Annotated in this window: 18 protein-coding genes and 1 pseudogene; 8 read left to right on the top strand and 11 right to left on the bottom strand. The window is 70.9% G+C overall.

What is annotated here, in order from left to right; genetic code table 11:
• Positions 1 to 2 precede the first annotated feature (2 nt).
• Positions 3 to 959: a metal ABC transporter substrate-binding protein gene (locus IE277_RS03360; RefSeq protein WP_189948304.1), complete on the bottom strand. Its 957-nt coding sequence runs from the start codon at positions 957 to 959 to the stop codon at positions 3 to 5.
• 150 nt (positions 960 to 1,109) lie between these two features.
• On the opposite strand from IE277_RS03360, the gene IE277_RS03355 reads away from it, so the two are divergent.
• The gene (locus IE277_RS03355) at positions 1,110 to 2,492 is read left to right on the top strand and encodes a glycine--tRNA ligase (protein WP_189948303.1); all 1,383 of its coding nucleotides are present in this window, start codon (positions 1,110 to 1,112) and stop codon (positions 2,490 to 2,492) included.
• A gap of 58 nt (positions 2,493 to 2,550) precedes the next feature.
• On the opposite strand, the pseudogene IE277_RS03350 reads toward IE277_RS03355, so the two are convergent.
• A pseudogene (locus IE277_RS03350) lies at positions 2,551 to 3,123 on the bottom strand (glycosyl hydrolase family 18 protein); the annotation flags it as partial.
• A gap of 138 nt (positions 3,124 to 3,261) precedes the next feature.
• On the opposite strand from IE277_RS03350, the gene IE277_RS03345 reads away from it, so the two are divergent.
• Complete coding sequence (locus tag IE277_RS03345) at positions 3,262 to 4,272, top strand: aldo/keto reductase (protein ID WP_189948301.1); 1,011 nt, start codon at positions 3,262 to 3,264, stop codon at positions 4,270 to 4,272.
• A 40-nt stretch (positions 4,273 to 4,312) separates the two neighbouring features.
• Positions 4,313 to 4,909 carry a TetR/AcrR family transcriptional regulator gene (locus tag IE277_RS03340; protein WP_189948299.1) on the top strand — a complete coding sequence of 199 codons (597 nt, stop codon included), beginning with the start codon at positions 4,313 to 4,315 and terminating at the stop codon, positions 4,907 to 4,909.
• Here IE277_RS03340 and IE277_RS03335 read toward each other — a convergent pair.
• The 3 genes from IE277_RS03335 to IE277_RS03325 form a co-directional block, all read right to left on the bottom strand.
• On the bottom strand, positions 4,890 to 5,303 hold the full coding sequence (locus IE277_RS03335; protein ID WP_189948297.1) for a hypothetical protein: 414 nt from the start codon (positions 5,301 to 5,303) through the stop codon (positions 4,890 to 4,892). The two genes, IE277_RS03340 and IE277_RS03335, sit on opposite strands and share 20 nt — an antisense overlap.
• Before the next feature lie 135 nt (positions 5,304 to 5,438).
• Positions 5,439 to 5,663: a hypothetical protein gene (locus IE277_RS03330; RefSeq protein WP_189948296.1), complete on the bottom strand. Its 225-nt coding sequence runs from the start codon at positions 5,661 to 5,663 to the stop codon at positions 5,439 to 5,441.
• A gap of 111 nt (positions 5,664 to 5,774) precedes the next feature.
• Positions 5,775 to 7,202 carry an MFS transporter gene (locus tag IE277_RS03325; RefSeq protein ID WP_189948294.1) on the bottom strand — a complete coding sequence of 476 codons (1,428 nt, stop codon included), beginning with the start codon at positions 7,200 to 7,202 and terminating at the stop codon, positions 5,775 to 5,777.
• Between the two features lie 101 nt (positions 7,203 to 7,303).
• On the opposite strand from IE277_RS03325, the gene IE277_RS03320 reads away from it, so the two are divergent.
• Together IE277_RS03320 and IE277_RS03315 are read left to right on the top strand one after the other, a co-directional pair.
• Positions 7,304 to 8,188, top strand: a complete 885-nt coding sequence (locus IE277_RS03320; RefSeq protein ID WP_189948292.1) for a helix-turn-helix transcriptional regulator — start codon at positions 7,304 to 7,306, stop codon at positions 8,186 to 8,188.
• A gap of 203 nt (positions 8,189 to 8,391) precedes the next feature.
• Entirely contained in the window at positions 8,392 to 10,260 is a 1,869-nt protein-coding gene (locus IE277_RS03315; RefSeq protein WP_189948290.1) for a TNT domain-containing protein, read from the top strand.
• Positions 10,261 to 10,325: 65 nt separating this feature from the next.
• Here IE277_RS03315 and IE277_RS03310 read toward each other — a convergent pair whose 3' ends face one another.
• From IE277_RS03310 to IE277_RS03300, 3 genes are all read right to left on the bottom strand, one after another.
• Positions 10,326 to 10,760, bottom strand: a complete 435-nt coding sequence (locus tag IE277_RS03310) for an Imm63 family immunity protein (RefSeq protein WP_189948285.1) — start codon at positions 10,758 to 10,760, stop codon at positions 10,326 to 10,328.
• A 74-nt stretch (positions 10,761 to 10,834) separates the two neighbouring features.
• On the bottom strand, positions 10,835 to 12,277 hold the full coding sequence (locus IE277_RS03305) for an MFS transporter (protein WP_189948283.1): 1,443 nt from the start codon (positions 12,275 to 12,277) through the stop codon (positions 10,835 to 10,837).
• A gap of 66 nt (positions 12,278 to 12,343) precedes the next feature.
• The gene (locus IE277_RS03300) at positions 12,344 to 13,768 is read right to left on the bottom strand and encodes an MFS transporter (RefSeq protein WP_229880549.1); all 1,425 of its coding nucleotides are present in this window, start codon (positions 13,766 to 13,768) and stop codon (positions 12,344 to 12,346) included.
• 101 nt (positions 13,769 to 13,869) lie between these two features.
• On the opposite strand from IE277_RS03300, the gene IE277_RS03295 reads away from it, so the two are divergent.
• Together IE277_RS03295 and dusB are read left to right on the top strand one after the other, a co-directional pair.
• Positions 13,870 to 14,802, top strand: a complete 933-nt coding sequence (locus IE277_RS03295; RefSeq protein WP_189948282.1) for a helix-turn-helix transcriptional regulator — start codon at positions 13,870 to 13,872, stop codon at positions 14,800 to 14,802.
• 59 nt (positions 14,803 to 14,861) lie between these two features.
• Positions 14,862 to 15,995 (top strand): tRNA dihydrouridine synthase DusB, encoded by a 1,134-nt coding sequence (gene dusB, locus IE277_RS03290; protein ID WP_189948280.1) that lies wholly within the window; start codon positions 14,862 to 14,864, stop codon positions 15,993 to 15,995.
• On the opposite strand, the gene IE277_RS03285 is transcribed toward dusB, so the two are convergent.
• The 3 genes from IE277_RS03285 to IE277_RS03275 form a co-directional block, all read right to left on the bottom strand.
• Entirely contained in the window at positions 15,996 to 17,783 is a 1,788-nt protein-coding gene (locus tag IE277_RS03285; RefSeq protein ID WP_229880546.1) for a sulfatase-like hydrolase/transferase, read from the bottom strand.
• Positions 17,784 to 17,957: 174 nt separating this feature from the next.
• Positions 17,958 to 19,895 (bottom strand): amylo-alpha-1,6-glucosidase, encoded by a 1,938-nt coding sequence (locus IE277_RS03280; RefSeq protein ID WP_189948278.1) that lies wholly within the window; start codon positions 19,893 to 19,895, stop codon positions 17,958 to 17,960.
• Positions 19,892 to 21,382: an amylo-alpha-1,6-glucosidase gene (locus IE277_RS03275; protein WP_189948277.1), complete on the bottom strand. Its 1,491-nt coding sequence runs from the start codon at positions 21,380 to 21,382 to the stop codon at positions 19,892 to 19,894. Before IE277_RS03275 ends, IE277_RS03280 begins: the two co-directional genes overlap by 4 nt.
• A 131-nt stretch (positions 21,383 to 21,513) precedes the next feature.
• On the opposite strand from IE277_RS03275, the gene IE277_RS03270 reads away from it, so the two are divergent.
• On the top strand, positions 21,514 to 22,734 hold the full coding sequence (locus IE277_RS03270; protein WP_189948275.1) for an ROK family protein: 1,221 nt from the start codon (positions 21,514 to 21,516) through the stop codon (positions 22,732 to 22,734).
• The last annotated feature ends 91 nt before the right edge of the window (positions 22,735 to 22,825 follow it).

Below are 22,825 nucleotides of genomic sequence, written 5' to 3'. Positions count from 1 at the left end.
GCTCACTTGGCGCCCAGCGCCTGCCGGAGCGCCTTGAGGTTGGCCTCCTGGACGGAGAAGTAGTCCTTGCCGCGGGACCTGTCCGTGATGCCCTCGATCGGGTCGAGCACATCGGTCCGCAGACCCGCGTCGCCGGCGATGGTCTTCGCGGTCTTGTCGCTGACGAGCGTCTCGTAGAAGACGGTGGAGACACCGTCGGCCCTGGCCATCTTCTCCAGGTCCTTCACGCGCGCGGCGCTGGGCTCCGACTCGGGGTCGAGGCCGTTGATCGCCTCCTCGGTGAGGCCGTAGCGCTCGGCGAGGTAGCCGAAGGCGGCGTGGGTGGTGATGAAGACCTTGGTCCGGGTGTCGGCCAGGCCCTGCTCGAACTGCGTGTTCAGCTCGTTCAGCTGCTTGACCAGGGCCGCGGTGTTCTTCTTGTAGTCGGCCGCGTGCCCCGGGTCGGCCTTCTCGAAGGCCTTGCCGACGCCCTCGGCGACCTGGGCGTAGCGCACCGGGTCGAGCCAGATGTGCGGGTCCTTGCCGCCGGACTCCTCGCCGGGGTGGGAGTCGTGCGCGGCGGCGTGGCCGCCGACCTCGTTGCCGTGCTCCTCCAGCGTGGTCAGGGAGGCCGCGTCGATCTTCGTCCTGACCGGGGACTGGGCCACCGCGTCGTCGACGGAGGGCTGGAGGTTCTTCAGGTACAGGACCGCGTCGGAGTCCTGGAGCAGCGCGATCTGCTTCGGGCTGATCTCCAGGTCGTGCGGTTCCTGGCCGGGGGAGGTCAGGCTGGTGACGTGGACATGGTTCCCGCCGATCCGGTCGGCGAGGAAGGCCATGGGGTAGAAGGACGCGACGACGTCGAACTTGCCGGTGCCGGCCGCCGCCGTGTCGCTGGAGCAGGCGGACAGCGTGCCGATGCCGAGGGCGGTGACCGCGGTGAGCGCGGTGACGGGTATGAGGCGTCGTCGTACGTTCATGACAGTCATTTTCAACAAATATGGAAACCGTTGTCAACAAGCCTGGTGAACGATATCGATTTGGTTGAGGGGGAGCCCCCGCCGGTACCCTGAGTCATTCGCTGGAAGCATCTCGCTTCACACGCCCGTCGTCGTAATGAAGAGAGCACCGTGGCCGCCGACAAGATCGACACCATCGTCAGCCTGAGCAAGCGCCGTGGCTTCGTTTTCCCGTGCAGTGAGATCTACGGCGGACAGCGTGCCGCCTGGGACTACGGACCGCTGGGTGTCGAGCTCAAGGAGAACATCAAGCGCCAGTGGTGGCGCTACATGGTGACGTCGCGCGAGGACGTGGTCGGTATCGACTCGTCCGTCATCCTGGCCTCCGAGGTCTGGGTCGCGTCCGGCCACGTCGCCACCTTCACGGACCCGCTGACCGAGTGCACCGCGTGTCACAAGCGGTTCCGCGCGGACCACCTGGAAGAGGCGTACGAGGAGAAGAAGGGCCACGCCCCGGCGAACGGCCTGGCCGACATCAACTGCCCGAACTGCGGCAACAAGGGCCAGTTCACCGAGCCCAAGCAGTTCTCGGGTCTGCTCTCCACCCACCTCGGCCCGACCCAGGACTCCGGCTCCGTCGCCTACCTGCGCCCGGAGACCGCCCAGGGCATCTTCACCAACTTCGCCCAGGTGCAGACCACCTCCCGCCGCAAGCCGCCGTTCGGCATCGCGCAGATGGGCAAGTCCTTCCGCAACGAGATCACGCCCGGCAACTTCATCTTCCGCACCCGCGAGTTCGAGCAGATGGAGATGGAGTTCTTCGTCAAGCCGGGCGAGGACGAGAAGTGGCAGGAGTACTGGATGGAGCAGCGCTGGGGCTGGTACACCGGCCTGGGTCTCCGTGAGGAGAACATGCGCTGGTACGAGCACCCGAAGGAGAAGCTCTCCCACTACTCCAAGCGCACCGCCGACATCGAGTACCGCTTCCGGTTCGGCGGCAGCGAGTGGGGCGAGCTGGAAGGTGTCGCCAACCGCACCGACTACGACCTCGGCGCCCACTCCAAGGCCTCCGGCCAGGACCTCTCCTACTTCGACCAGGAGGCCGGCGAGCGCTGGACGCCGTACGTCATCGAGCCGGCGGCGGGTGTCGGGCGCACCATGCTGGCCTTCCTGCTCGACGCGTACGTCGAGGACGAGGCGCCGAACGCCAAGGGCAAGATGGAGAAGCGCACGGTGCTGCGTCTGGACCACCGCCTCGCCCCGGTGAAGGTGGCCGTCCTGCCGCTGTCCCGCAACCCCGAGCTGTCCCCGAAGGCCAAGGGCCTCGCCCAGGCGCTGCGGCAGAACTGGAACATCGAGTTCGACGACGCCGGCGCCATCGGCCGCCGCTACCGCCGCCAGGACGAGATCGGTACGCCGTACTGCGTGACCGTCGACTTCGACACGCTTGAGGACAACGCGGTGACCGTGCGTGAGCGCGACTCGATGAAGCAGGAGCGCGTGTCCCTCGACCAGATCGAGGGGTACCTGGCGCAGCGCCTCATCGGCGCCTAGTCACACCGTCGCAGGAGCCGGGCGGGCCGAGGTGATCGGCCCGCCCGGCTTTCGCATGTCAACGGCCCTGAAGCGCCTTCACGTTGTCGCCGAAGGGTCCGGTTCTTCGAGCCGTCCCAGTTGACCGACCACGTCATCAGGCCCTTGAGCCGTTGTAGTACTGCATGTTCAGCCACCACAGCCGGCCGTTGTCCGCGTACTTCTTGATGACCGGCAGATACGCGCCCCAGATCGAGCCGTAGGTGACGCTGCCGCCGGTGACGTACGCCGTCTTCGGGGCCATGGTGAGGCCGAAGTCCGACGGCATCCGGGCCAGGATGCCGTCGATGATGCGGATCAGGTTGGCCTGGGACGTGGACAGTCGGCTGATGCTGCCGCTGCCCGTCAGGCCGGTCTCGATGTCGATGTCGATGCCGTCGAAGTTGTACTGCTTCAGGACCGGGACGATCGTCGAGACGAACCTGTCCGCCACGGCCGTCGAGTTCAGATCGATGCCGGCCGTCGCGCCGCCGATCGACAGCAGGACGGTCTGGCCGGCGGCCTTGGCCGCGCACATCTCTGCGGGCGTCGCCACCTTCACGCCCGTGTCCATGCCGTCCTCCCACAGCGCCGTGTCGTCGGAGCGGATGAGTTGGCGGCGCCGACCTTGCGCGTGGTCCAGACCTCTCATCAATAGGTCTGGACCATTCTGAGCCCATTCTGAATTATGAGTGACAGAGTTGGAATGACAGATATTGAAATCTGTCAGCTGTCATGGCATTGTGAAGGCATGACGATGCGAACCCGAAACCTCGGAACCACCGGCCCGGCCGTCTCCGCCCTCGGCCTCGGCTGCATGGGCATGTCCGCCCTGTACGGCGACGCGGACCGCGCGGAGTCCGTCGCGACCATCCACGCCGCCCTGGAGGCGGGCGTCACCCTGCTGGACACGGGTGACTTCTACGCCATGGGACACAACGAGATGCTGATCGGCGAGGCCCTGCGCGGCGCCCCGGCCGCACTGCGCGAGAAGGCCCTGACCAGCGTGAAGTTCGGCGCCCTGCGCGACCCGGCAGGCAACTGGAGCGGCTACGACGGCCGCCCGGCCGCCGTCAGGAACTTCGCCGCCTACTCCCTGCAGCGCCTCGGCGTCGACCACATCGACGTCTACCGGATCGCCCGCCTCGACCCGGACGTGCCGATCGAGGAGACCGTCGGCGCGATCGCCGAACTGATCGAGAAGGGGTACGTCCGGCACATCGGCCTGAGCGAGGTCGGCGCCGAGACCATCCGGCGGGCCGCCGCCACCGCCCCGATCGCCGATCTGCAGATCGAGTACTCGCTGATCAGCCGGGGCATCGAGCAGGACATCCTGCCCACCACCCGCGAGCTGGGCATCGCCGTCACCGCGTACGGCGTGCTCTCGCGCGGACTGATCTCCGGCCACTTCACCCAGGACCGGCGGCTGGCCGCGAGCGACTTCCGCGCCCACTCGCCCCGCTTCCAGGGCGAGAACCTCCAGCACAACCTGAACCTGGTCGAGGCCCTGCGCAAGATCGCCCAGCAGAAGGGCGTGACGGTCGCGCAGACCGCCATCGCCTGGGTGCTCTCCCGCGGCGAGGACATCGTGCCGCTGGTCGGCGCCCGCACCCGCGAGCGGCTCGGCGAGTCGCTGGGCGCGCTCGACGTCACCCTGGAGGCGGCCGACCTGGCGGCGATCGAGGAGGCCGTACCGGCGGACGCGGCGGCCGGCGACCGCTACCCGAGCGCGCAGATGGCGCACCTCGACAGCGAGCGCTGAGCGCGCTGCCGGGTACGGCCCATGACGTACGGTCTATGACATGGCACCGCCCACCGAGACCCTGACCGCCGAGCGCATCCTCGAAGCGACCGAGGACGTGCTGCGCCGCCACGGCCCGGCCAAGGCCACCGTGGTGGACGTCGCCCGCGCGCTCGGCGTCAGCCACGGCAGTGTCTACCGGCACTTCCGCACCAAGGCCGCGCTGCGCGAGGCGGTCACCAAGCGCTGGCTGGACCGGACCTCGCAGAAGCTCGCCGGGATCGTCGACGCGGACGGCAGCCCGCAGGAGCGGCTCCGGGCCTGGCTCGCGGGCCTGTTCGAGGCCAAGCGGCACAAGGCGGGCGACGACCCCGAGCTGTTCGCGACGTACACGGTGCTCACCGACGAGGTCGGCACGGTGGTCGGCGAGCACATCGCCGATCTGACCGGACAGCTGACCCGGATCATCGCGGCAGGGGCCGGGTCGGGCGCCTTCCCGGTGCCCGACCCGGCCGCCGCGGCCCGAGCCGTCTTCCAGGCCACCGGCCGTTTCCACGACCCCCATTACGCCCGGGCATGGACCGCGCCCGGCGTCGACGAGGAGTTCACGGCGGTGGTGGACCTGCTGATACGGGGGCTCAGCTCACCTTCACGGTGACGGTGGGCGAGAACACCTTGCCGTTCATGGTCGCGCTCGCGACCCGCAGCTTCTCGGTGCCCTTGGTGCTGAGCTTGGAGATGATCGCGTACGAGTTGTTCTTCTTCACCTTCGCGGTGGCCCTCAGGGCCGTCCACTTGCCGTCCTTCTCGTGCTGCAGGATCAGCGGAGTGTTGAACTTCAGGCCCTTGGTGCGCCCGGCGAACTTCACCGTGTCGCCGGCCGTCACCGAGGTCTTCGCGGCCGTCAGGGTGATCGAGGCCTTCTCGGCCGGGGAACGGGGGCTGGGAGTGCTCGCGGCGTAGGCTCCGGCCGTTGCGCCGGAGAGCAGCGCCACGGAGAGAGCACCGGAGCCGAGCGCCCGGCCGTAGCGATGGTGGAGTACCGAGGTCATGTGTGTCTCCTGTCGCTCGAATGGACCTTTCCAAGGCTCACCCGGCGGCGGGGAAGCGGCCACTCGAGAGGTCACGGAGCGTGTCCCCGGTTGAGTAAGAGCGCAGGTCAAGCGCGGTGTTGAGGGCCCATCCTCTTACCTGGAGGGCTGCCGGTCCGCCGCCGGGTCGATCGTCGCCTGATGGGCCTCGGCCAGATGCTCCTCGGCCTTGAGCCACGGCAGGAACTGCGCGCCCCTGCGCCAGCCGCACGTATCGCATCTGATCGTGCGCTGCACCCCCGTGCGTTGCACCCGCACGATGTGCTCCCGGCCGTGCTGGTCCCAACGGCTGCCCTTGCTCGTGCTGTTGCCCTGCGGCATGACGCCTCGCGCCTCCTCGGATCCGGCACACCCGGACCGGGACAGGAGTGTGCAGCAAGACCAACATCAACAGGGGGAGCTTCACACGGAGTTGTCCAAGCTGTGCCCTTCTCAACCGACATGCCGGGGCAGGCACAGGCTGAGCAGGCCGGTCAGGATGATTCCGGCCAGCTGTACCAGCAGCGTGGTGACCAGTGCGTCCCGCATGCCCAGGTGCGGTTCGAGGGTGAGGAACAAGGTGCCGAGCGTGGCCACGCCGAGCGCGAGCGCGGACTGCTGGGTGGTGATCATCACCCCGCTGCCGACGCCGGCTCGGGCGGACGGCACCTCCGACATCACGAGCCGCATGACATTGGGCAGTTGCAGGGCCTGTCCGGCGCCGGCGACGGCCGCGCCCGGCAACAGCGAGCCGATGTCCAGACGCGGCCAGTCCCGCCAGGCGGCCAGGGCGATCAGCAGCACGCCCACGCCCTGGACGACGGAGCCCGCGGTGACGACCCGGGTGCCGTAACGGCCGATCAGCCGGGGGCCGGCGAGGGAGGTGAACAGGAACGTCACGGCCATCGGGGCGAGCGCGAGCCCGGCGCGCACCGGACCGAGCCCGGCGCCCTGTTGCAGCACCAGCGCGATCACGAACATGAACCCGCTGAAGCCGATCGAGAACGGCACCAGCAGCACCAGACCGCGCCGCAGGGAGGCCAGCGCCAGCACGCTCGGCGGCACCAGCGGGGTGCGCCCCGCCCGGTCGGCCCGCCGCTCCACGGCCCAGAACGCGCCGGCGGCGAACGGGAACGCGGCCAGCGACAGCCACGTCCACAGCGGCCAGCCCGCCGCCCGGCCCTCGGTGAGCGGGGCGAGCAGCGTCAGCAGCGACACCGCGAGCAGGACCGTGCCCGGGCCGTCGACGGGTTCCGGGTGCGGGGAGCGGGTCTCGGGCACGACCCGCACGGCGAGCACCAGCCCGACCACGACGACCGGCACGTTGACGAGGAACACCGACCGCCAGCCGGTCCCGGCGACATCGGCGGCGACCAGCACCCCGCCGAGTATCTGACCGGCCACCATGGACAGTCCGGCCGTGGCGCCGTACAGGCTCATGGCCTTCGCGCGGCGGGCGCCGCGCGTCGTGGACTGGATGGTGGCGAGCACCTGCGGCAGCATCGCGGCGGCCGCCGCGCCCTGCGCGATCCGCGCGGCGACGAGGCTCCAGGCGCCGGGCGCCAGCCCGCAGGCCAGCGAGGTCAGCCCGAACGCGGCCATCCCGCCGAGGAACAGCCGGCGCCGCCCGAAGAGGTCCCCGAGCCGTCCGCCGAGCACCAGCAGTACGGCGTAGGCGACGCCGTACCCGGCCACGACCAGCTCCAGCACGGCCTCGCCCGCGTGGAGATCGGCGCCGATGGCCGGCAGGGCGACATTGACGATGAAGAAGTCGACCAGCGGCAGTGCGGCCGCCAGCAGAACGGTGAACAGTCCGGGCCCGCCGAGCGCGGGCGGTGCGGCCGTCGCAGGGACGGCCCGGGTGGTGACGGTCTGACTCATGTCCACGAGCCTGCGGCACCGCTCAGACGGGTACCAGAGTCTCCTGATCCTGGTAGAAGAACTACCTGGCAACAGGATGAGAGGGTTGGCACCCTGGAGCCATGACGACCACGGCCATGGCCCGGAAGAGCGCCCCGCAGCCGACCCGGAGTGCGGAGATCCGCCGGCACGAGCTGGCCGCGTTCCTGCGCAGCCGCCGTGAGCGCATCAGTCCCGAGCAGGTGGGCCTGGTGCGCGGGGCCCGGCGCCGTACGCCCGGACTGCGCCAGGAGGAGGTCGCCCAGCTCTCCGCGGTCGGTGTCACCTGGTACACCTGGCTCGAACAGGCCCGGGACATCCAGGTGTCGGTGCAGGTCCTGGACGCCCTCGCCCGCAGCCTGATGCTGGACGCCAGCGAACGGGCCCACCTCTTCCAGCTGGCCGGTGCCACCGACCCGAGCCCCGCCGCGAGCTGCCCGAGCGTCACCCCGCCGCTGCGCGAGATGCTCCGCCAACTGGAGCCGATCCCGGCCTGCATCCAGAACAGCCGGTACGACATCCTCGCCCACAACCGCACCTACGGCGTCCTCTTCTGCGACCTGGACGCGCTGCCGGCCGAGGACCTCAACTGCATGCTGCTCGTGTACACGAACAGCCAGTGGCAGGAGTCGATCGTCCACCTGGAGGAGACCCAGCGGCTGATGGCCGCCCGGCTGCGCGCCTCCCTGGCCGGCCATCTCGGCGAGCCGGCCTGGAAGATGCTCCTGAAGCGGCTGGAGGCGGCCTCCCCCGAGTTCCGCGAGAACTGGCAGCGGTACGAGGTGGTCGGCAACCGCTCCAAGACCAAACAGTTCCGCAACGCCCACGTGGGCCACCTCGACCTGGAACACACCGACCTGTGGCTGGGCCCGGAACAGGGCGCCCGCATGGTGACGTACACCCCGGCCGACGAGCGGAGCCGGGAGCGCCTTGCGAGGCTCCACGACCTCGCGCTGAGCCGGCTCTGAGCGGCTGAGGCCGTTTCGCCGGGAGGTCAACGGATGGTCAAGTGACCGGGGTCACTGCATTGGTCTGGACCAATGGTTACTGTCGCGTAGCGCGTGGCGCCGATGTGTCACGTATACGTGAATATGAACGGATCTGTGTGAACTCTCTCGGTCGTTTCAGACATTTGGTACCAGCCTCCAGAGTGAGGAGAGCCTCCGTCGCCGTGACCACGGCCATGGTCATGGCTCTCGGCTCCGGAGTGGCGACGGCCGCCGTCACCGACGATCAGCCGGCAATCACCGCCTCCACCGGCGAGCGGCCCTCGGCGGCCCCGCCTCAGGTGCACGGTGCGCCGGCCGCCCGGCTTCGCTCCGGACCCGGCGCGGCACCCAGCGCCAACCGTCCGCCGAACACGCCCAAAGCGCCCGAAGTCGGCCCGCCCTTCAAGCAGACCTCGGGCGTATGGCAGACCGACACGCTGACTCCCACGCTCCGCAACACCGTTGTGGATCCGGACGGGAACAAGACGACCAGCACCTTCGAGGTGTGGACCGTCGACCGGAGCGGCGGCCCGGCGTCCAAGGTGAACCTCACCGACGACAACAAGTGGGGTGTACTCGTCTCCGGGTACACCGCCTCCGGCACGCCGACGTCCGTCAACGTGCCCGGCGGGAAGCTGAAGGACGGCTGGACATACCTCGTCCGCTCCTCGGCCTACGACGGCACCGCCTATGAGACGGACTGGTCGCCGTGGGCGAAGTTCAAGGTCACCGCCGCCGACGTCGTCGAGCCCCCGGGCACCGGCCCGGAGGTCCCCGACAACGTCAAGGCGCAGTGGCGGGCCCTCGCCGGCAAGGCCCTCGCCGCCGATGAGGCGGACCGCAAGGCCCTTCAGGAGCTGAAGGCGCACCCGCTGGCGTCCGGCGCCGAGGCCGAGGCCCAGGCGAAGAAGGCGAATCTCGCGCTCCCGGGCGACGGGGCGACCGGCACCCGCCAGTTCGTCACGGCGCGGACGGAAGACGTGTCCGTCACGCCCAAGGGCGACTGCCGGATGGACACCGTGCATCACGACGTGTGCTTCCAGGACTTCGAGGCCACCTACACCCTCGCGGTCGACACATTCGTCTGTGACACGGACCAGCCCGGTGCCACCTACAAGACGTGCCCGGCCGGCAAGTCGTACTGGATCGGCTTCGACAAGAAGCTCGAAACGGTGAAGGGCACGCAGACCTTCGCCGCGCCGACCCCGCCGGACATCGTCGGGAACATCCTCGACGCGCTCAAGGCCGACTTCGTCAACTGCGGCAAGGGCCAGGCCGGCGCGTGTGTGTGGGCGACCGTCACGATCCTTCCGTTCGCGGGCCAGTTCGCGAAGATGACCAAGGTCGTCACCGCGCTGGACGCCGCCGCGCAGACCGGCGTGGGCTTCGAGGAGGCCCTGGCCGGGCTCCATGCCCTGGAGCTGTCCGCCAAGGAGTACGTGGCGCTGGAGAGTGTCATCAAGGGCATCTCCACGGCGAGCACCGGCACCAAGGTCATGGCCGAGGAGATGGCGAAGATCGCCTCGATCGAGTCCGTGATCAAGCAGATGCCCGCGAGCGCCCAGGCCGTCCTGAAGGACTACGCCCGCACCGGGAAGCTGTCGATTCCCCAGTTCTTCGCCAAGTACTGGGACGCCAAGGCGAACTGGTTCACGTACCCGCCGTCCGAGGGCTTCGCCGGCACCCCCACGGCGTACACGCCGAAGGTGGGCGAGCGGTGGGACCGCTTCGGCAGCGAGTGGGGCGGCTACCTCTCCCCGTCCGGTGTCACCTTCGGCCAGCGGGCCATCCCGCCGGCCAACCTCTACCTCGACGCGGGCGGCAAGTCCTCGTACTACGTGTACGAGTGGGCCCGCCCGTGGTCGGACATCGCCAAGTACGGCAAGGCCGGTGACATCCAGGCCGGGAAGATCGCCCCGTGGTTCGAGCAGCCCGGCGGAGGCGTCCAGTACAAGCTTCCCAAGCTGACGACCGCCGACGGCAAGTCCTTCGACCTCAACGTCAAGTGGCTCAAGGAGAACGGCTTCCTCAGGCAGGTGGAGCAGAAGTAGGCGGGCGGCCCCGGCCTTCGGTCCGGTGGGAGAAGATGCCTCTGTGCCCTCTCCCACCGGCTCGCTCAGGAGTCCACGGGGTGGGCATCGACGTCTTCGAGGGTGATGCCGGAATACTTCGACGGGATCTCCGACCGCAACCGCTCCGCCCATGCGGGGTTGACGGCCTTCATGAGCTGCAGCTGCTTGGCCGCCCAGCCGATCCGGGTGTCGTGGTCCCGCGGCCATTCCCCGCGGTGTTCGAGCTCCCAGTTGCCGGCGACGCCGGACGTCGCGTCCAGGGCGATCTGGTACATGAACTCGTCAAGATCATCGTATGTGGCGTGGTGGAGCTCTCTGCCGCGCTCCCGCACGATGTGATGGATGACCCCGTCCCTCACCTCGACGAACGGGCACCCGTCCGAGGTCTGCCGGAAGTTCACCAGATCAACAGGCCGACCGTGGACGACGAGGGCGATGCCCCGGGCGGCGGCCGCGATCTCCGACTCTTTAATCGTCATACTGACACTATAAGGTGCCGGACGGATCTCGCCTGGACCGTGGGACAGGGACAGGGACAGGGACAGGGCCTGGCCTAGGCCGCCCCCACCGTCTGCCGTACCTCCGGTGACTGGAGGGTTTCGGCGGTGCGGTCCGCGGTGCGGCGGGCCCAGTGGCCGCTGGTGAGGAGGCCGAGGACGAGGACGGCCAGACCGCAGGCGGTGAGGATCCACCAGCCGGGGCGGGCCGCCGGGACGAAGGTGTCGCGGTAGGCGGAGGAGCTGATGCCGGAGGCCAGGACCGCGCCGATCACCGCCACACCGAGGGTCTGGCCCAGCTGCCGGCTCGTGGAGGCGACGGCGGCGGCGACGCCCGCCTGGGCACGGGGCATACCGGAGACGGCCGTGTTGGTGATCGGCGCGTTCACGAAGCCGAAGCCGATACCGAAGAGGACATAGCCGAGAAAGCGGGTGACGTCCGACGTCTCCGCGTCGAAGGCGGCGAAGAGGACACCGCTCGCCGTCATCGCCGTACCGGCCACGAAGAGAGGCAGGCGCGGGCCGCGGCTGCCCACCAGGCGGCCGGACAGCGGTGCGCACAGGAACGTCGGTGCCGCCATCGGCAGCATCCACAGACCCGCGTGCAGGGCGTCGAGACCGCGGACGTTCTGCAGATAGAGCGTGGACAGGAAGAGGAAGCCGCCCAGCGCCGCGAACGCGCTGATCGCGATCACGGTCGCTCCGCTGAACGGTGCCGAGCGGAAGAAGCGCAGGTCGATGAGGGGTTCGGCACGACGGGGCTCGTACCAGAGGAGGGCGAGGAGGGCGGCCAGGGCGATCGCGGCGAAGGGGGCCACCGTGGCCGCGCCCGAGCCCGGTGCCTCGATGATCGCGTATGTCAGCGAGCCGAACAGGGCGATGACCAGGAGCTGGCCGACCGGGTCGGGTCGGCGGGCCTTGGGCGCGCGGGACTCGGGGACGAAGCGGAGGGTGAGCAGGAGGGCGGCGAGGCCCACCGGGAGGTTGATCCAGAAGATCGAGCGCCAGCTCACCGACTGGACGAGGAGGCCGCCCACCAGCGGGCCCGCCGCCATGGATATGCCGACCACCGCGCCCCACACGCCGATCGCACGGGCCCGCTCGCGGGCGTCGGTGAAGGTGTTGGTGATGATCGACATGGCGACCGGATTGAGCATCGAGCCGCCGATCGCCTGCACCATGCGGAACACGATCAGGAGGGTCAGGTTCGGGGCGATCGAGCAGAGCAGCGAGCCCACGGAGAAGACCACCAGGCCGGCCATGAAGACCCGCTTGCGGCCGATGCGGTCGGCCGTGGAGCCCGCGAGCATCAGCAGCGAGGCGAGCACCAGCGTGTAGGCGTCGATCGTCCACTGCAGGCCGGAGGTGGTGGCGTGCAGTTCGCGCTGCATGGACGGCAGCGCCACGTTGAGCACGGTGTTGTCCAGGCTCACGATCAGCAGGCTCATGCAGCAGATCGCGAGGACGAGCAGACGGCGGCGATGGCTCGACTCGGGCATGGCGTCAGCGTACGCCTACTTCAATAGTGTGTCTAACTAATGACCGCTACATCTGCCGCGTATCCGCTACATGATCTTCGCTCGGGGCAGTCGCAGACCGAGCCATCCCAGCCCCAGCAGCCCCGCCGCCTGCACCGCCAGCACCACCGCCAGCGCCTGACGCATACCGAGGCCGGGGACGAGGGACAGGAACAGCGAGCCGAGCGTCGCGACACCGACGGCCAGGCACGACTGCTGGAGCGTGGCCGCCAGCCCACTGCCCGCGCCCGCCAGCCGCGCCGGGATCGCCGCCAGCAGGATCCGGTAGTAGAGGGGGAGCTGGAGTCCCTGGCCCAGCCCGCACAGCACCAGGCCCGGGGCGAGGGCGAGCGGGCTCAGCCGCGGCCACGGGCCCAGCAGCGCGGTCGCCGTCACCGTCGCCAGACCCGCGATGTGCACCGCCGCCGCCAGCGTCACCGCACGCCCGCCCAGCCGCCGTACGGCACGCGGCGCCAGCATCGACGCCGCGAACTGCGCCACCCCCATCGGCACCAGCGTCAGCCCCGCCCCGAGCGCCCCGTATCCCAGGCCCTGCTGCAGCGTCACCGCGCTCACGAACATCCAGCCCGCGAAGCCGATGAACACCGGCAGACCCAGCAGCAGGCCCCGGCGCACCTCCGGGGCGGTCAGCAGGGACGGCGGCAGCAAGGGGCTGCCGCCGGTCCGCTCGCCCCGCCGCTCCACGCCGTAGAACCCCGCCGCGAGCAACGGCGTCGCGCACAGCAGCAGCACCGACCACAGCGGCCAGCCCGCCGCCCGGCCCTCGGTCAGCGGCAGCAGCAGCGCGATCAGCGTCGCCGCCAGCAGCGCCGTACCGGCGAGGTCTCCGCGTGCCGGGCGCTCCGCCCGGCTCTCCGGCACCGCCCGCCTCGCGCAGACCAGGGCACAGGCCGCCACCGGCACGTTCACCAGGAACACCGCGCGCCAGCCGGTGCCCGCCAGGTCGGCGGCCACCAGCACCCCGCCCAGCACCTGCCCGAGCACCACGGACACCCCGCCGACCGAGCCGTACAGCGCGACCGCGCGGGCCCGCCGCTCCCCGGACGTCGTCGCGTGCAGGGTGGCGAGCACCTGCGGCAGCAGCGCCGCCGAGGCGGCGCCCTGCGCGATCCGCGCCGCCACCAGCCAGCCGGCGCTCGGCGCCAGCCCGCAGGCCAGCGAGGTCAGCCCGAAGCCGGCCACGCCCCACAGGAACAGCCGCCGCCGGCCGTGGCCGTCGCCGAGCCGGCCGCCGAGGACGAGCAGCACGGCGTACGCCACCGCGTACCCGGCCACCACCATCTCCAGCGTGGCCGGCGAGGCGTGCAGATCGTGCTCGATCGTCGGCAGCGCGACATTGACGATAAAGAAGTCGATCATCGGGAGCGCGGTCCCGAGCAGCAGGGTCAGCAGGCCGAGCGGGGTCAGGCCGCGGGGCGGGGCTCCGGTCCGGAGCGAGGTCGTCGTGGTCACGCCCCGACTCTGGGACAGCTCCCAGCCGGGTACCAGGCGGTGCTCATCCAGGTACCGGCACCACCTGGCACCGGGGTACGCGGGCACGGCACCCTTGCACCATGAGCATCGCAGCGCCGGAACACCGCACGCAGCAGCCGGCCCAGCAGCCGAGGGCGCGGCAGATCCGGCGCCGCGAACTGGCCGCCTTCCTGCGCAGCCGCCGCGAGCGCATCACCCCGGAGCAGGTCGGCCTGCCTCGCGGACCGCGCCGCCGTACGCCTGGACTGCGCCGGGAGGAGGTCGCCCAGCTCTCCGCGGTCGGCGTCACCTGGTACACCTGGATCGAGCAGGCCCGTGCCACCCATGTCTCCGCCCAGGTGCTGGACGCCGTCGCCCGCGCCCTGCTCATGGACCCCGCCGAGCGCGCCCATCTCTTCGCCCTCGCCGCGGCCGTCGACCCGCGCGTCGACCCCGAGTGCCCGGTCGCCTCCACCTCCGCACGGAAGATCGTCGAACGGCTCGCGCCCTACCCGGCCTCCCTGCAGAACGCCCGGTACGACGTCCTCGTCGCCAACCGTCCCTTCGCCCAGGTCTTCGGCGACCCCGCCGAGCTGCCCCCGGCCGAGCGGAACTGTCTGTGGCTGCTGACCACCAGCGAGCGCTGGAAGCGGGACTTCCTCGACCGGGACGAGATGCTGCGGGACCTGATCGCCAAGTACCGGGCGGCCATGGCCGAGCATGTGGCCGAGCCCGCGTGGAAGGAGCGGCTGGCGGGGCTGCTGGCGGTCTCCGGGGAGTTCCGCGAGCTGTGGGAACGGCACGAGGTCGCGCCGATGTCCCCGCACGTCAAGCGGTACCGGCACCCGGTCGTCGGACTGATCCGGCTGGAGCACCGCAATATGTGGCTGGCGCCACAGTCACCGGCCCACCGCGTGGTCGCGTACATCCCCGCCGACGAGGAGAGCGAGGAGCGGCTGGAGCAGCTGGAGCGGCTGGCGGTGCCGGCGGAGCCGGCCGACGAGCGGCCGGCGGACGAGTGGGCCGCCGGGTGAGGGACAATGGTTCCTTGCCTTGCGCTGTATCCGCCGTACGTCCGCCCCGGAGCCGTCTGATGACCCACCCGCTCTCCATCGGCCCGCACGCCGTGACACCGCCCGTCGTGCTCGCACCCATGGCGGGCATCACCAACGCGCCCTTCCGCACCCTGTGCAGGGAGTTCAGCGGCGGCAAGGGGCTGTTCGTGAGCGAGATGATCACGACCCGGGCGCTGGTCGAGCGCAACGAGAAGACCATGCAGCTGATCAGGTTCGACGCGAGCGAGCAGCCGCGTTCGATCCAGCTGTACGGCGTCGACCCGGCGACCGTCGGCAAGGCCGTCCGCATGATCGCGGAGGAGGACCTGGCCGACCACATCGACCTGAACTTCGGCTGCCCGGTCCCGAAGGTGACCAGGAAGGGCGGCGGATCCGCGCTGCCGTACAAGCGGAACCTGCTGCGGGCGATCCTCCGGGAGGCCGTGAGCGGGGCCGGTGACCTTCCCGTCACGATGAAGATGCGCAAGGGCATCGACGACGATCACATCACCTACCTCGACGCCGGCCGTATCGCCGTCGAGGAGGGCGTCACGGCCATCGCCCTGCACGGCCGTACGACGGCCCAGCACTACGGCGGCACCGCCGACTGGGAGGCCATCGCGCGCCTGAAGGAGCACGTCCCGGAGATCCCCGTCCTCGGCAACGGCGACATCTGGTCGGCCGAGGACGCGCTGCGGATGGTCCGCGAGACCGGCTGCGACGGGGTGGTCGTGGGCCGTGGCTGCCTGGGGCGGCCGTGGCTGTTCGCGGATCTGGTCGCCGCCTTCGAGGGGCGTACCGGGGATCTCGCGCGGCCCGCGCTGCGGGAGGTCGCCGAGGTCATGGTCCGCCATGCCGGACTGCTCGGGGAGTGGATCGGCGACGAGTCCAAGGGCGTGATCGACTTCCGCAAGCACGTCGCCTGGTACCTGAAGGGCTTCGCCGTCGGCTCCGAGATGCGTAAGCGGCTCGCGATCACCTCGTCGCTGGCCGAGCTGCGGGCGGGCCTGGACGAGCTGGACCTCGACCAGCCCTGGCCCGTCGGCGCCGACGGCCCGCGCGGCCGTACGTCCGGCAACAACCGCGTGGTGCTGCCGGACGGCTGGCTGAAGGATCCCTACGACTGCGCGGGCGTGAGCGAGGACGCCGAGCTGGCCACCTCCGGCGGCTGATCAGCCCTTCTTCGGGTGCGGAGTCGAGCCGTACGCGGTCAGGAACCGGTCCCGGAACGCGCTCATCTTCCACACCGGCGCGTTGTGGGCGGGGCGCAGGCCGTCACTCCAGCCCCAGCTGTCGGTCTTGGCGAGGAGCTTCGGGTCCTTGGCGACGATCGCGACCGGCACGTCGCGGCTGGCGTGGTTGCCGCTGGCGTGGGCGTTGGGCTGGTGGTCGCCGAGGAAGACCAGCACGGTGTTCTCGTTGCCGTAGCGCTCCAGCCACTCGGTCAGCGCCGTCACCGAGTACTGGATGGACTTGCCGTACTCCTGCTTGGAGTGCGTGTCGTCGGTGAGGGTGTAGGAGGACGGGTTGCCGGCCTTCTCGATGCCGTTGAAGACCGAGCCGTCGCCCAGCTGGTTCCAGGGAACCATCTTCGGGATCGGCGCCCAGGGCTGGTGGCTGGAGGTCAGGATGAGGAAGGACATCCGTGACTTGCCGTCGGCCGGCTGCTTGCTGTGCACGCGGTCCTGGTACTGCTGGAGCGTGTACTGGTCCGGCATGGTCGACCAGCTGAACTTCGGTCCCTTGTAGCCGAGTTCGAAGGCGTTGTAGACCTTGTCCAGGCCGTACCACTTCTGCTCCGGCCACGCCTTCTGCACGCCCGGCATGACACCGACGGTGTCGAAGGCGCCGGTCTTCTTGAACGCCTCGGTCAGGCTGAGGTGGTCGCTCGCCATGACGGTGCGGTAGCGCTGCTGGTTGCTGATCCACAGGCCCGACATGGTGGTGGAGTGGCCGAGCCAGCTGCTGCCGCCGTACGTCGCCGAGGTCAGCCAGCCGCTCTTGGCGTGGAAACCGGCCTTGGCCAGCGCCTTGGTACGGGCGTCGAGGGTGCTGTCGACGCCGGGCGCCATGATCGGGTCCTCGACCGCGCTGCGGCCGTAGCTCTCGATGAACGTGAAGATCATGTCCTTGCCGCGCAGATCCGGGACCAGCTGGCTGCCCGGGGTGTTCCCGAAGGCGTCGACCTTGGCCACCTTCCGGAACTCGGCCTCGTCCTTGAGCGTGGCCGACACCAGACGGGCCTGGGCCTTCAGCGCGGTGGCGGTGCTGTCGGCGGCGAGCGGCACGCCCGACAGCTGGAGGCCGAGCGAGGAGCAGGTGATCCAGACGACCCCGGCGATCAGCGTGCCCCGGGTCGCGATGCCGGTGTGCCGGGCGAGCAGATTGCCCAGCCGGACCATGGACAGCGCCAGCAGCGCGAAGAGCAGCAGTACGAAGGCGATCACCCCGGCCACGACGGCCAGGGTCTCCGTACGGCCGACCGAGTCCTCCAGATAGGACTCCGCGTCGCCGAACAGGCTCCAGTCGAGAACGACGTTGAAGCCCCGGCCGAGATACTGCTTGAAGCCCATGTCGAGCACGTTCAGCACGGTCATCGCGGCCAGCGCGACCCCGGACACGGCCGCCAGCGCCATCCGCGGCCGGCGCGGCAGCGCGATCATCACCGCGGCCCCGATCACGGCTTCCGCCGGTATCCGCACGAACGCCGAAGGGTCCAGCTGCGTCAGGGAGTTCGGCATCACCAGCGCGGCGACGACGAGAACGGCGGCGAACACGCTGACGCCGACGGACAGCCCCCGGGCAGCCGCCGGATGCCGCTCCCGCCAGCGCCGCGGGTACATCCGCAACGCGTCCCAGGGCTGCCGGAGCCGGGCGGCCGACGGCCGCCGGGCGGGCCGGGGAACGGGCGCTTCGACGGGGGCGTCGTCGTCCGGTGCTTCGGTTTCCAGCTGGCGCATGCTCGTGTCCTGAGACACCCGAGGTCCTTCCGTACGACACCCGTGACGCCGTCTCGTACGACCACACTCCGACCCCTGTTCACAGGTCATTGCAAACACCGGGCAAATACAACTCCCTAAGGGGCGCGGGGAACTGCGCGACAAGCCACGACGCACCCGCACCAGACAACGGCGCTACCCACCCCCCACCGCCGACAGCAGCGCGAGCGGTACCGCGGCCGACCGCGATTCCCGCACACACGCATGCGGATACGGCACCGGCTCCGGATGCGTGTCCCTCCCGTACCCGGCCAGAACCTCCGGCAGCCGATTCCCCGCCACCGTCGCCGCGTCGACCAGCGAACGCGCCACCGTACGGGCCTCGTCATGCAGCCCGTACCGCGCCAGCCCCAGCGTGATCAGCGCGTTGTCGTGCGGCCACACAGAACCCCGGTGATACGACAGGGGGTGGTACGCCGCCTGCCCCGCGGCCAGCGTCCGCACGCCCCAGCCCGAGAAGAAGTCCGGCTCCAGCAGCCGCCGGCCCACCACCTCGCCGTACTCCTTGTCCAGCAGCCCGGACCACAGCAGATGCCCGGCGTCGGAGGCCAGCGCGTCGATCTGGCGGCCCTTGCCGTCCAGCGCCAGCGCCGGGAAGGAGTGCTCCCGCATCCAGAAGTCCCGCTGGAAACGGTCCCGCAGATCGGCCGCCGCCTGCTCCAGCAGCGCCGCGTACGTCTCGTCGCCCCACACCGTGCGCGCCAGCCATGTCGTGCGGCGCAGCGCGTCGTACGCGTAGCCCTGCGCGCCGGCCGCCATGACCGCGCCGGTGGGCCGGCTGCCGTCGGCGCAGCAGATCGCGCCGGGGGAGTCCTTCCAGTTCTGGTTGGCGAGGCCGCCCTCGTCGGCGCGGTAGACGAGATAGCCGCGCGAGGTCAGCCCGCCGTGGTCCAGCATCCAGCCGACGGCGGCACGCGCGTGCTGCTCCAGGCGCCGGGCGGGCTCGGTGTCCCCGGTCCGTTCGGCATACGCGCCGAGCAGGATCAGGAACAGCGGGGTCGCGTCGACCGAGCCGTAGTACCGCCGGAACGGCACCTGCCCGAAGTGCGCCAGCTCGCCGTGGCGCACCTCGTGCACGATCTTGCCGGGCTGGGCGACCGGGAACGGGCCGGTGCCGGTCGCCTGGGTCGCGGCGAGCGCGGGCAGCGTGGCGGCGGCCAGTTCCGGGCGGTACGGCAGCGCGAACAGGGAGGTGAGCAGGGCGTCGCGGGCGAGGAGGGCGAGGAACCAGGGGGCTCCGCCGGCCGGGACGCGCAGGTCCTCACCGTCGACCCCGGTGGCCGGCACCTGGAGCGCGGCGAGGTCGGCGAGGCCCCGCGCGCAGGCGGCCGCCAGCTCCGGCCAGCCGGTCGGGAAGGCCACGTCCTCCATGAACTCCCCTTCTGTGGTGAGGAGTTGCTCGTGCACAGCCGCCGGGTCGCGGGGCACGCGCAGGGCGCGCTTCTCGCCGTGCGGGCGGGCGATCACCCGGAGCAGCACCTCGGTCGTGCCGTGCGGGTCCAGGCCGAGGGTCCACACCAGGCGCCGGGCGCCGGTACCGGTCTCCTCCACGGCGTCGGGAGCGGGATCGGCCGTGATGGTCGTACGGGAGCGCCACTCGGCGCGCCGGTAGGTGAACTCGATGCCGTCGTCGAGGACCTCGCGGGAGCGTACGGCGCCGGGCTTGGCGTAGGTGCGGTGGTCGGCGCGGAGTTCGAACTGGTCGGTGAAGTCGGCGTCGGCCGTGATGGCGAGCCGGACCGTGGTCGGCTCCGGGCGGTTGCTGGTCACCCGCAGCGACTCCACGAACGAGCTGTCACCGACGGCCTGCCGGCGGAAGAGGGTGTGTGCGGCGGGCTCCTGCCGGCCGCCGCGCGGGACCAGCACACAGCGGGCCGCGTCACCGTCGGTGACCGGGGTGAGCACCTCGGGCACGGCCCCGTCGACGGTGAGCTGCCAGCGGCTGAGATGCCGGGCGTCCCGTACGAATAACCCGTCCGGGGCGCCGCTGCCCCGGACTCCGCTGATGTCCCCGCGGTCGCCCACGGCGGCGAACGTCGCCCCGTGCACGAGCAGATGATGCCGGTCGGTCATCCCCGGTCTCCTCCTTCGTCCCTTTTGTCGAACGTGCCGGTGGCCGCCTTGGACACGCCCTCGGCGGGGCGCTTGGGAAGGTCTTTGTGCAGCTCTTGCCGCAGGTCCCGGTGTGCCTGGTGGTGCAGGTCGAGGGCGAGCGCGGCGGTCCAGCCGAAGCCGGTCGCGCCGCAGGCCGCGCCGGTGTACGGGTCGACGTACTCCGCGAAACCGGTGTCCTCGGCGAGGCGTAGCACGGCCGTGCGCAGCGCGTCGGCCCGCTCCCGCTCGCCGTGCACGCGCAGACCCCGTTCCAGCAGCCAGCCGGTGTTGAACCAGGCCGGGCCGCGCCAGTACCGGTGCGGGTCGAAGGCCTCGCCGAGGAGGTCGTAGCTGGGTACGAGCCGGGTGCGGCCGCCGAGCCCGAAGTGCGGTCCGCACAGCGTGCGCACGAGCGCGGCGGCGATCTCCCGCGGCAGCCCGGGAAGAATCAACGGCACCAGCCCGGACACGCCCCGCTCGTGATTCGGCCGTCCGGCGTGCAGGTCCCGGCACAGGAACATCCCGGAAGCCGGGTCCCACAGCCGTCGCACCAGTGCCGCCGTCAGCCGGTCGGCGCGGGCATGCCGGGCGGTGCCGGCCGCGCCCAGTTCCCCGGCGATCCGGGCCAGCGCGTGCTCGGAGGCGATGAGGAGGGCGTTGAACGCGGGGTCCTCGACGGCGAACTCCCCGCCCCCGTCGGCGTACCCGGCGTCCCGGTAGTCCGCGGCCAGCCGCACGTACCGCCCGTAGTCCAGATCCGTCGGCCGGTCCTCGGGCGCACCGTGGGCGAGGTCGGCGCGGCGGAAGGAGCGGGCCGGGGCCGGGGCGATCCGGGCGAGCGGGGCGTCCCAGCAGGGGCTGTTGTCCATGCCCTGCTCCCAGGGGTGGACGACCGACACGAGGCCCGCGCCGCCCAGGTCCCGGCGGTGCAGCAGATAGCGGTGCCAGGCGGCCAGCCGCGGGTACATCCGGGCCAGGAAGCCGCGCGCCCGGGACAGCCCGGGGTCGGCACAGTGCACCAGCCAGGCCGCGAGCGCGTGCACCGGTGGCTGCACGATGCCCGAGGTCTGTACGGTGCGCGGAGCGCCCGCCGGGCGGCCGGCGGTGGTGGAGCGCCAGAAGTCGGGGCTCGGGAAGTAGGCGTCGAGCGGTACGGAGGGGTTGAAGACGATGTGCGGGACGCGTCCGTCGGCCCACTGGGCGGCCAGCAGCGTCTCCAGCTCGGTCTGGGCCCGCCGCGGCGAGACATGCCGAAGGCCGATCGCGATGAACGCCGAGTCCCAGGACCACTGGTGCGGATACAGGTTCCGGGAGGGGACCGTCGAACTGCCCGTCCAGTTCGCGTCGAGCACCCGGGCCGCTCTGACGTGCAGCGACGTACCGAAGGCCGGCGCGTGGGCGCCCGGGGGACCGTAGGTGGTCTCGCGCTCTGCGGGACGGGCGGTGAGCTGCGTGCTGCGATCCACTCGGGGCTCCCCGAAGACGAAGACACCCGGCCGGACCGACCGGGTTCGGTTGTTGCGACCGTAGAGTTACGTCTATTTAACACACAAAACTCACTATGTAATGCATGGTTGGGGAACACAAGGGGGTGCGCATGACCGACCGTCAGGGCAGGCCTGCCAGACGCGGCGGACAGGCCGGCGCCGGAGAACTGCTGGAACTGGTGCGCAGTGGACGGGCCGTGACGCGCGGTGCGCTCCAGCAGGCCACCGGGGCGTCCCGGGCGACCGTCGGCCAGCGTCTGGAGCGGCTGTTCCGGGCCGGCTGGCTGCGCGAGGGCGCCGGCGGCCCGGTCGACTCGCCGCTCGGCGGCCGCCCCTCGATCACCCTGGAGTTTGACGACCGCCATGCCGTGGTCCTCGCCGCCGACCTGGACACCCGGCACGCCCGCGCGGCCGTCCTCGGTCTGACCGGCGAGATCCTTGCCGAGCACGCGGGAACCCTGGTCGTGGAGGACGGACCGGAGGCCGTACTCGGCGAACTCGGCCGCTGGTTCGACCGACTGCTGGAGAAGACCGGGCGTCCGCCGGCGGACGTGTGCGGGATCGGGCTCGCCGTGCCCGGCCCGGTGGACACCGGGACCGGCCGGGTGGTGCAGCCGCCGATGATGCCTGGCTGGGACGGCTACGACCTCACCGGCCGGCTCTCCCGCGCCTTCACGGAGCACACCGGGGCGGGCGCGGTCCCGGTCCTGGTGGACAACGACGCCAACCTCATGGCCTACGGCGAACAGCGCGCCGGACACCCCGACTGCACGGCCTTCGTCCTGGTCAAGGTGTCCACGGGCATCGGCGCCGGGGTGGTCGTGGACGGCGCGATCTACCGGGGGATCGACGGTGGCGCGGGCGACATCGGGCACATCAGGATCGGCGCGGACGCGCTGTGCCGCTGTGGCTCGTACGGCTGTCTCGCCGCCGTCGCGAGCGGCGGCGCCGTGGCCCGGCGGCTGGCGGAGAGCGGGGTGCCGGCCGCCTCCGGCGCCGATGTACGGGACCTGCTGGCCGCCGGGCATCCCGAGGCCATGGCGCTGGCCCGGGAGGCCGGGCGCCAGGTCGGTGATGTGCTGGCGACGGTCGTGACCCTGCTCAATCCGGGCGTGCTGATGATCGCCGGCGACCTCGCCGGCACGCCCTTCCTCACCGGTGTGCGTGAACTGCTCTACCAGCGGGCGCTGCCCCGCTCCACGGCCCATCTGGACGTCGTCACCTCACGGCTGGGGGAGCGGGCCGCGCTCATCGGAGCGGGGGCGCTGGTCGTGGAACACGTCTATGCGCCGCAGCGGGTCGAGGAGCGACTGCTGTCGCTGGGCGTGTGACGAGGGTGTTTCCGGTACCCGGAACGGGTCCGCATGGTGAAATCCGGCAGCCTGTGGCAGCGTGATTCTCGCCACCCTTGATAAGGGTTGC

The sequence above is a fragment of the Streptomyces alanosinicus genome (genome assembly GCF_014650595.1).
Lineage (GTDB): Bacteria > Actinomycetota > Actinomycetes > Streptomycetales > Streptomycetaceae > Streptomyces > Streptomyces alanosinicus.
This window is presented reverse-complemented; position numbering and strand designations above follow the sequence as displayed.

Bases quoted from the DNA above. Each gene is read 5' to 3' on its own strand.
- IE277_RS03270 (WP_189948275.1), top strand. From the start codon at position 21,514: ATGACCGACCGTCAGGGCAGGCCTGCCAGACGCGGCGGACAGGCCGGC.
- IE277_RS03285 (WP_229880546.1), bottom strand. From the start codon at position 17,783: ATGCGCCAGCTGGAAACCGAAGCACCGGACGACGACGCCCCCGTCGAA.
- IE277_RS03345 (WP_189948301.1), top strand. From the start codon at position 3,262: ATGACGATGCGAACCCGAAACCTCGGAACCACCGGCCCGGCCGTCTCC.
- IE277_RS03340 (WP_189948299.1), top strand. From the start codon at position 4,313: ATGGCACCGCCCACCGAGACCCTGACCGCCGAGCGCATCCTCGAAGCG.
- IE277_RS03325 (WP_189948294.1), bottom strand. From the start codon at position 7,202: ATGAGTCAGACCGTCACCACCCGGGCCGTCCCTGCGACGGCCGCACCG.
- IE277_RS03335 (WP_189948297.1), bottom strand. From the start codon at position 5,303: ATGACCTCGGTACTCCACCATCGCTACGGCCGGGCGCTCGGCTCCGGT.
- IE277_RS03360 (WP_189948304.1), bottom strand. From the start codon at position 959: ATGAACGTACGACGACGCCTCATACCCGTCACCGCGCTCACCGCGGTC.
- IE277_RS03320 (WP_189948292.1), top strand. From the start codon at position 7,304: ATGACGACCACGGCCATGGCCCGGAAGAGCGCCCCGCAGCCGACCCGG.
- dusB (WP_189948280.1), top strand. From the start codon at position 14,862: ATGACCCACCCGCTCTCCATCGGCCCGCACGCCGTGACACCGCCCGTC.
- IE277_RS03280 (WP_189948278.1), bottom strand. From the start codon at position 19,895: ATGACCGACCGGCATCATCTGCTCGTGCACGGGGCGACGTTCGCCGCC.
- IE277_RS03330 (WP_189948296.1), bottom strand. From the start codon at position 5,663: ATGCCGCAGGGCAACAGCACGAGCAAGGGCAGCCGTTGGGACCAGCAC.
- IE277_RS03295 (WP_189948282.1), top strand. From the start codon at position 13,870: ATGAGCATCGCAGCGCCGGAACACCGCACGCAGCAGCCGGCCCAGCAG.
- IE277_RS03305 (WP_189948283.1), bottom strand. From the start codon at position 12,277: ATGCCCGAGTCGAGCCATCGCCGCCGTCTGCTCGTCCTCGCGATCTGC.
- IE277_RS03310 (WP_189948285.1), bottom strand. From the start codon at position 10,760: ATGACGATTAAAGAGTCGGAGATCGCGGCCGCCGCCCGGGGCATCGCC.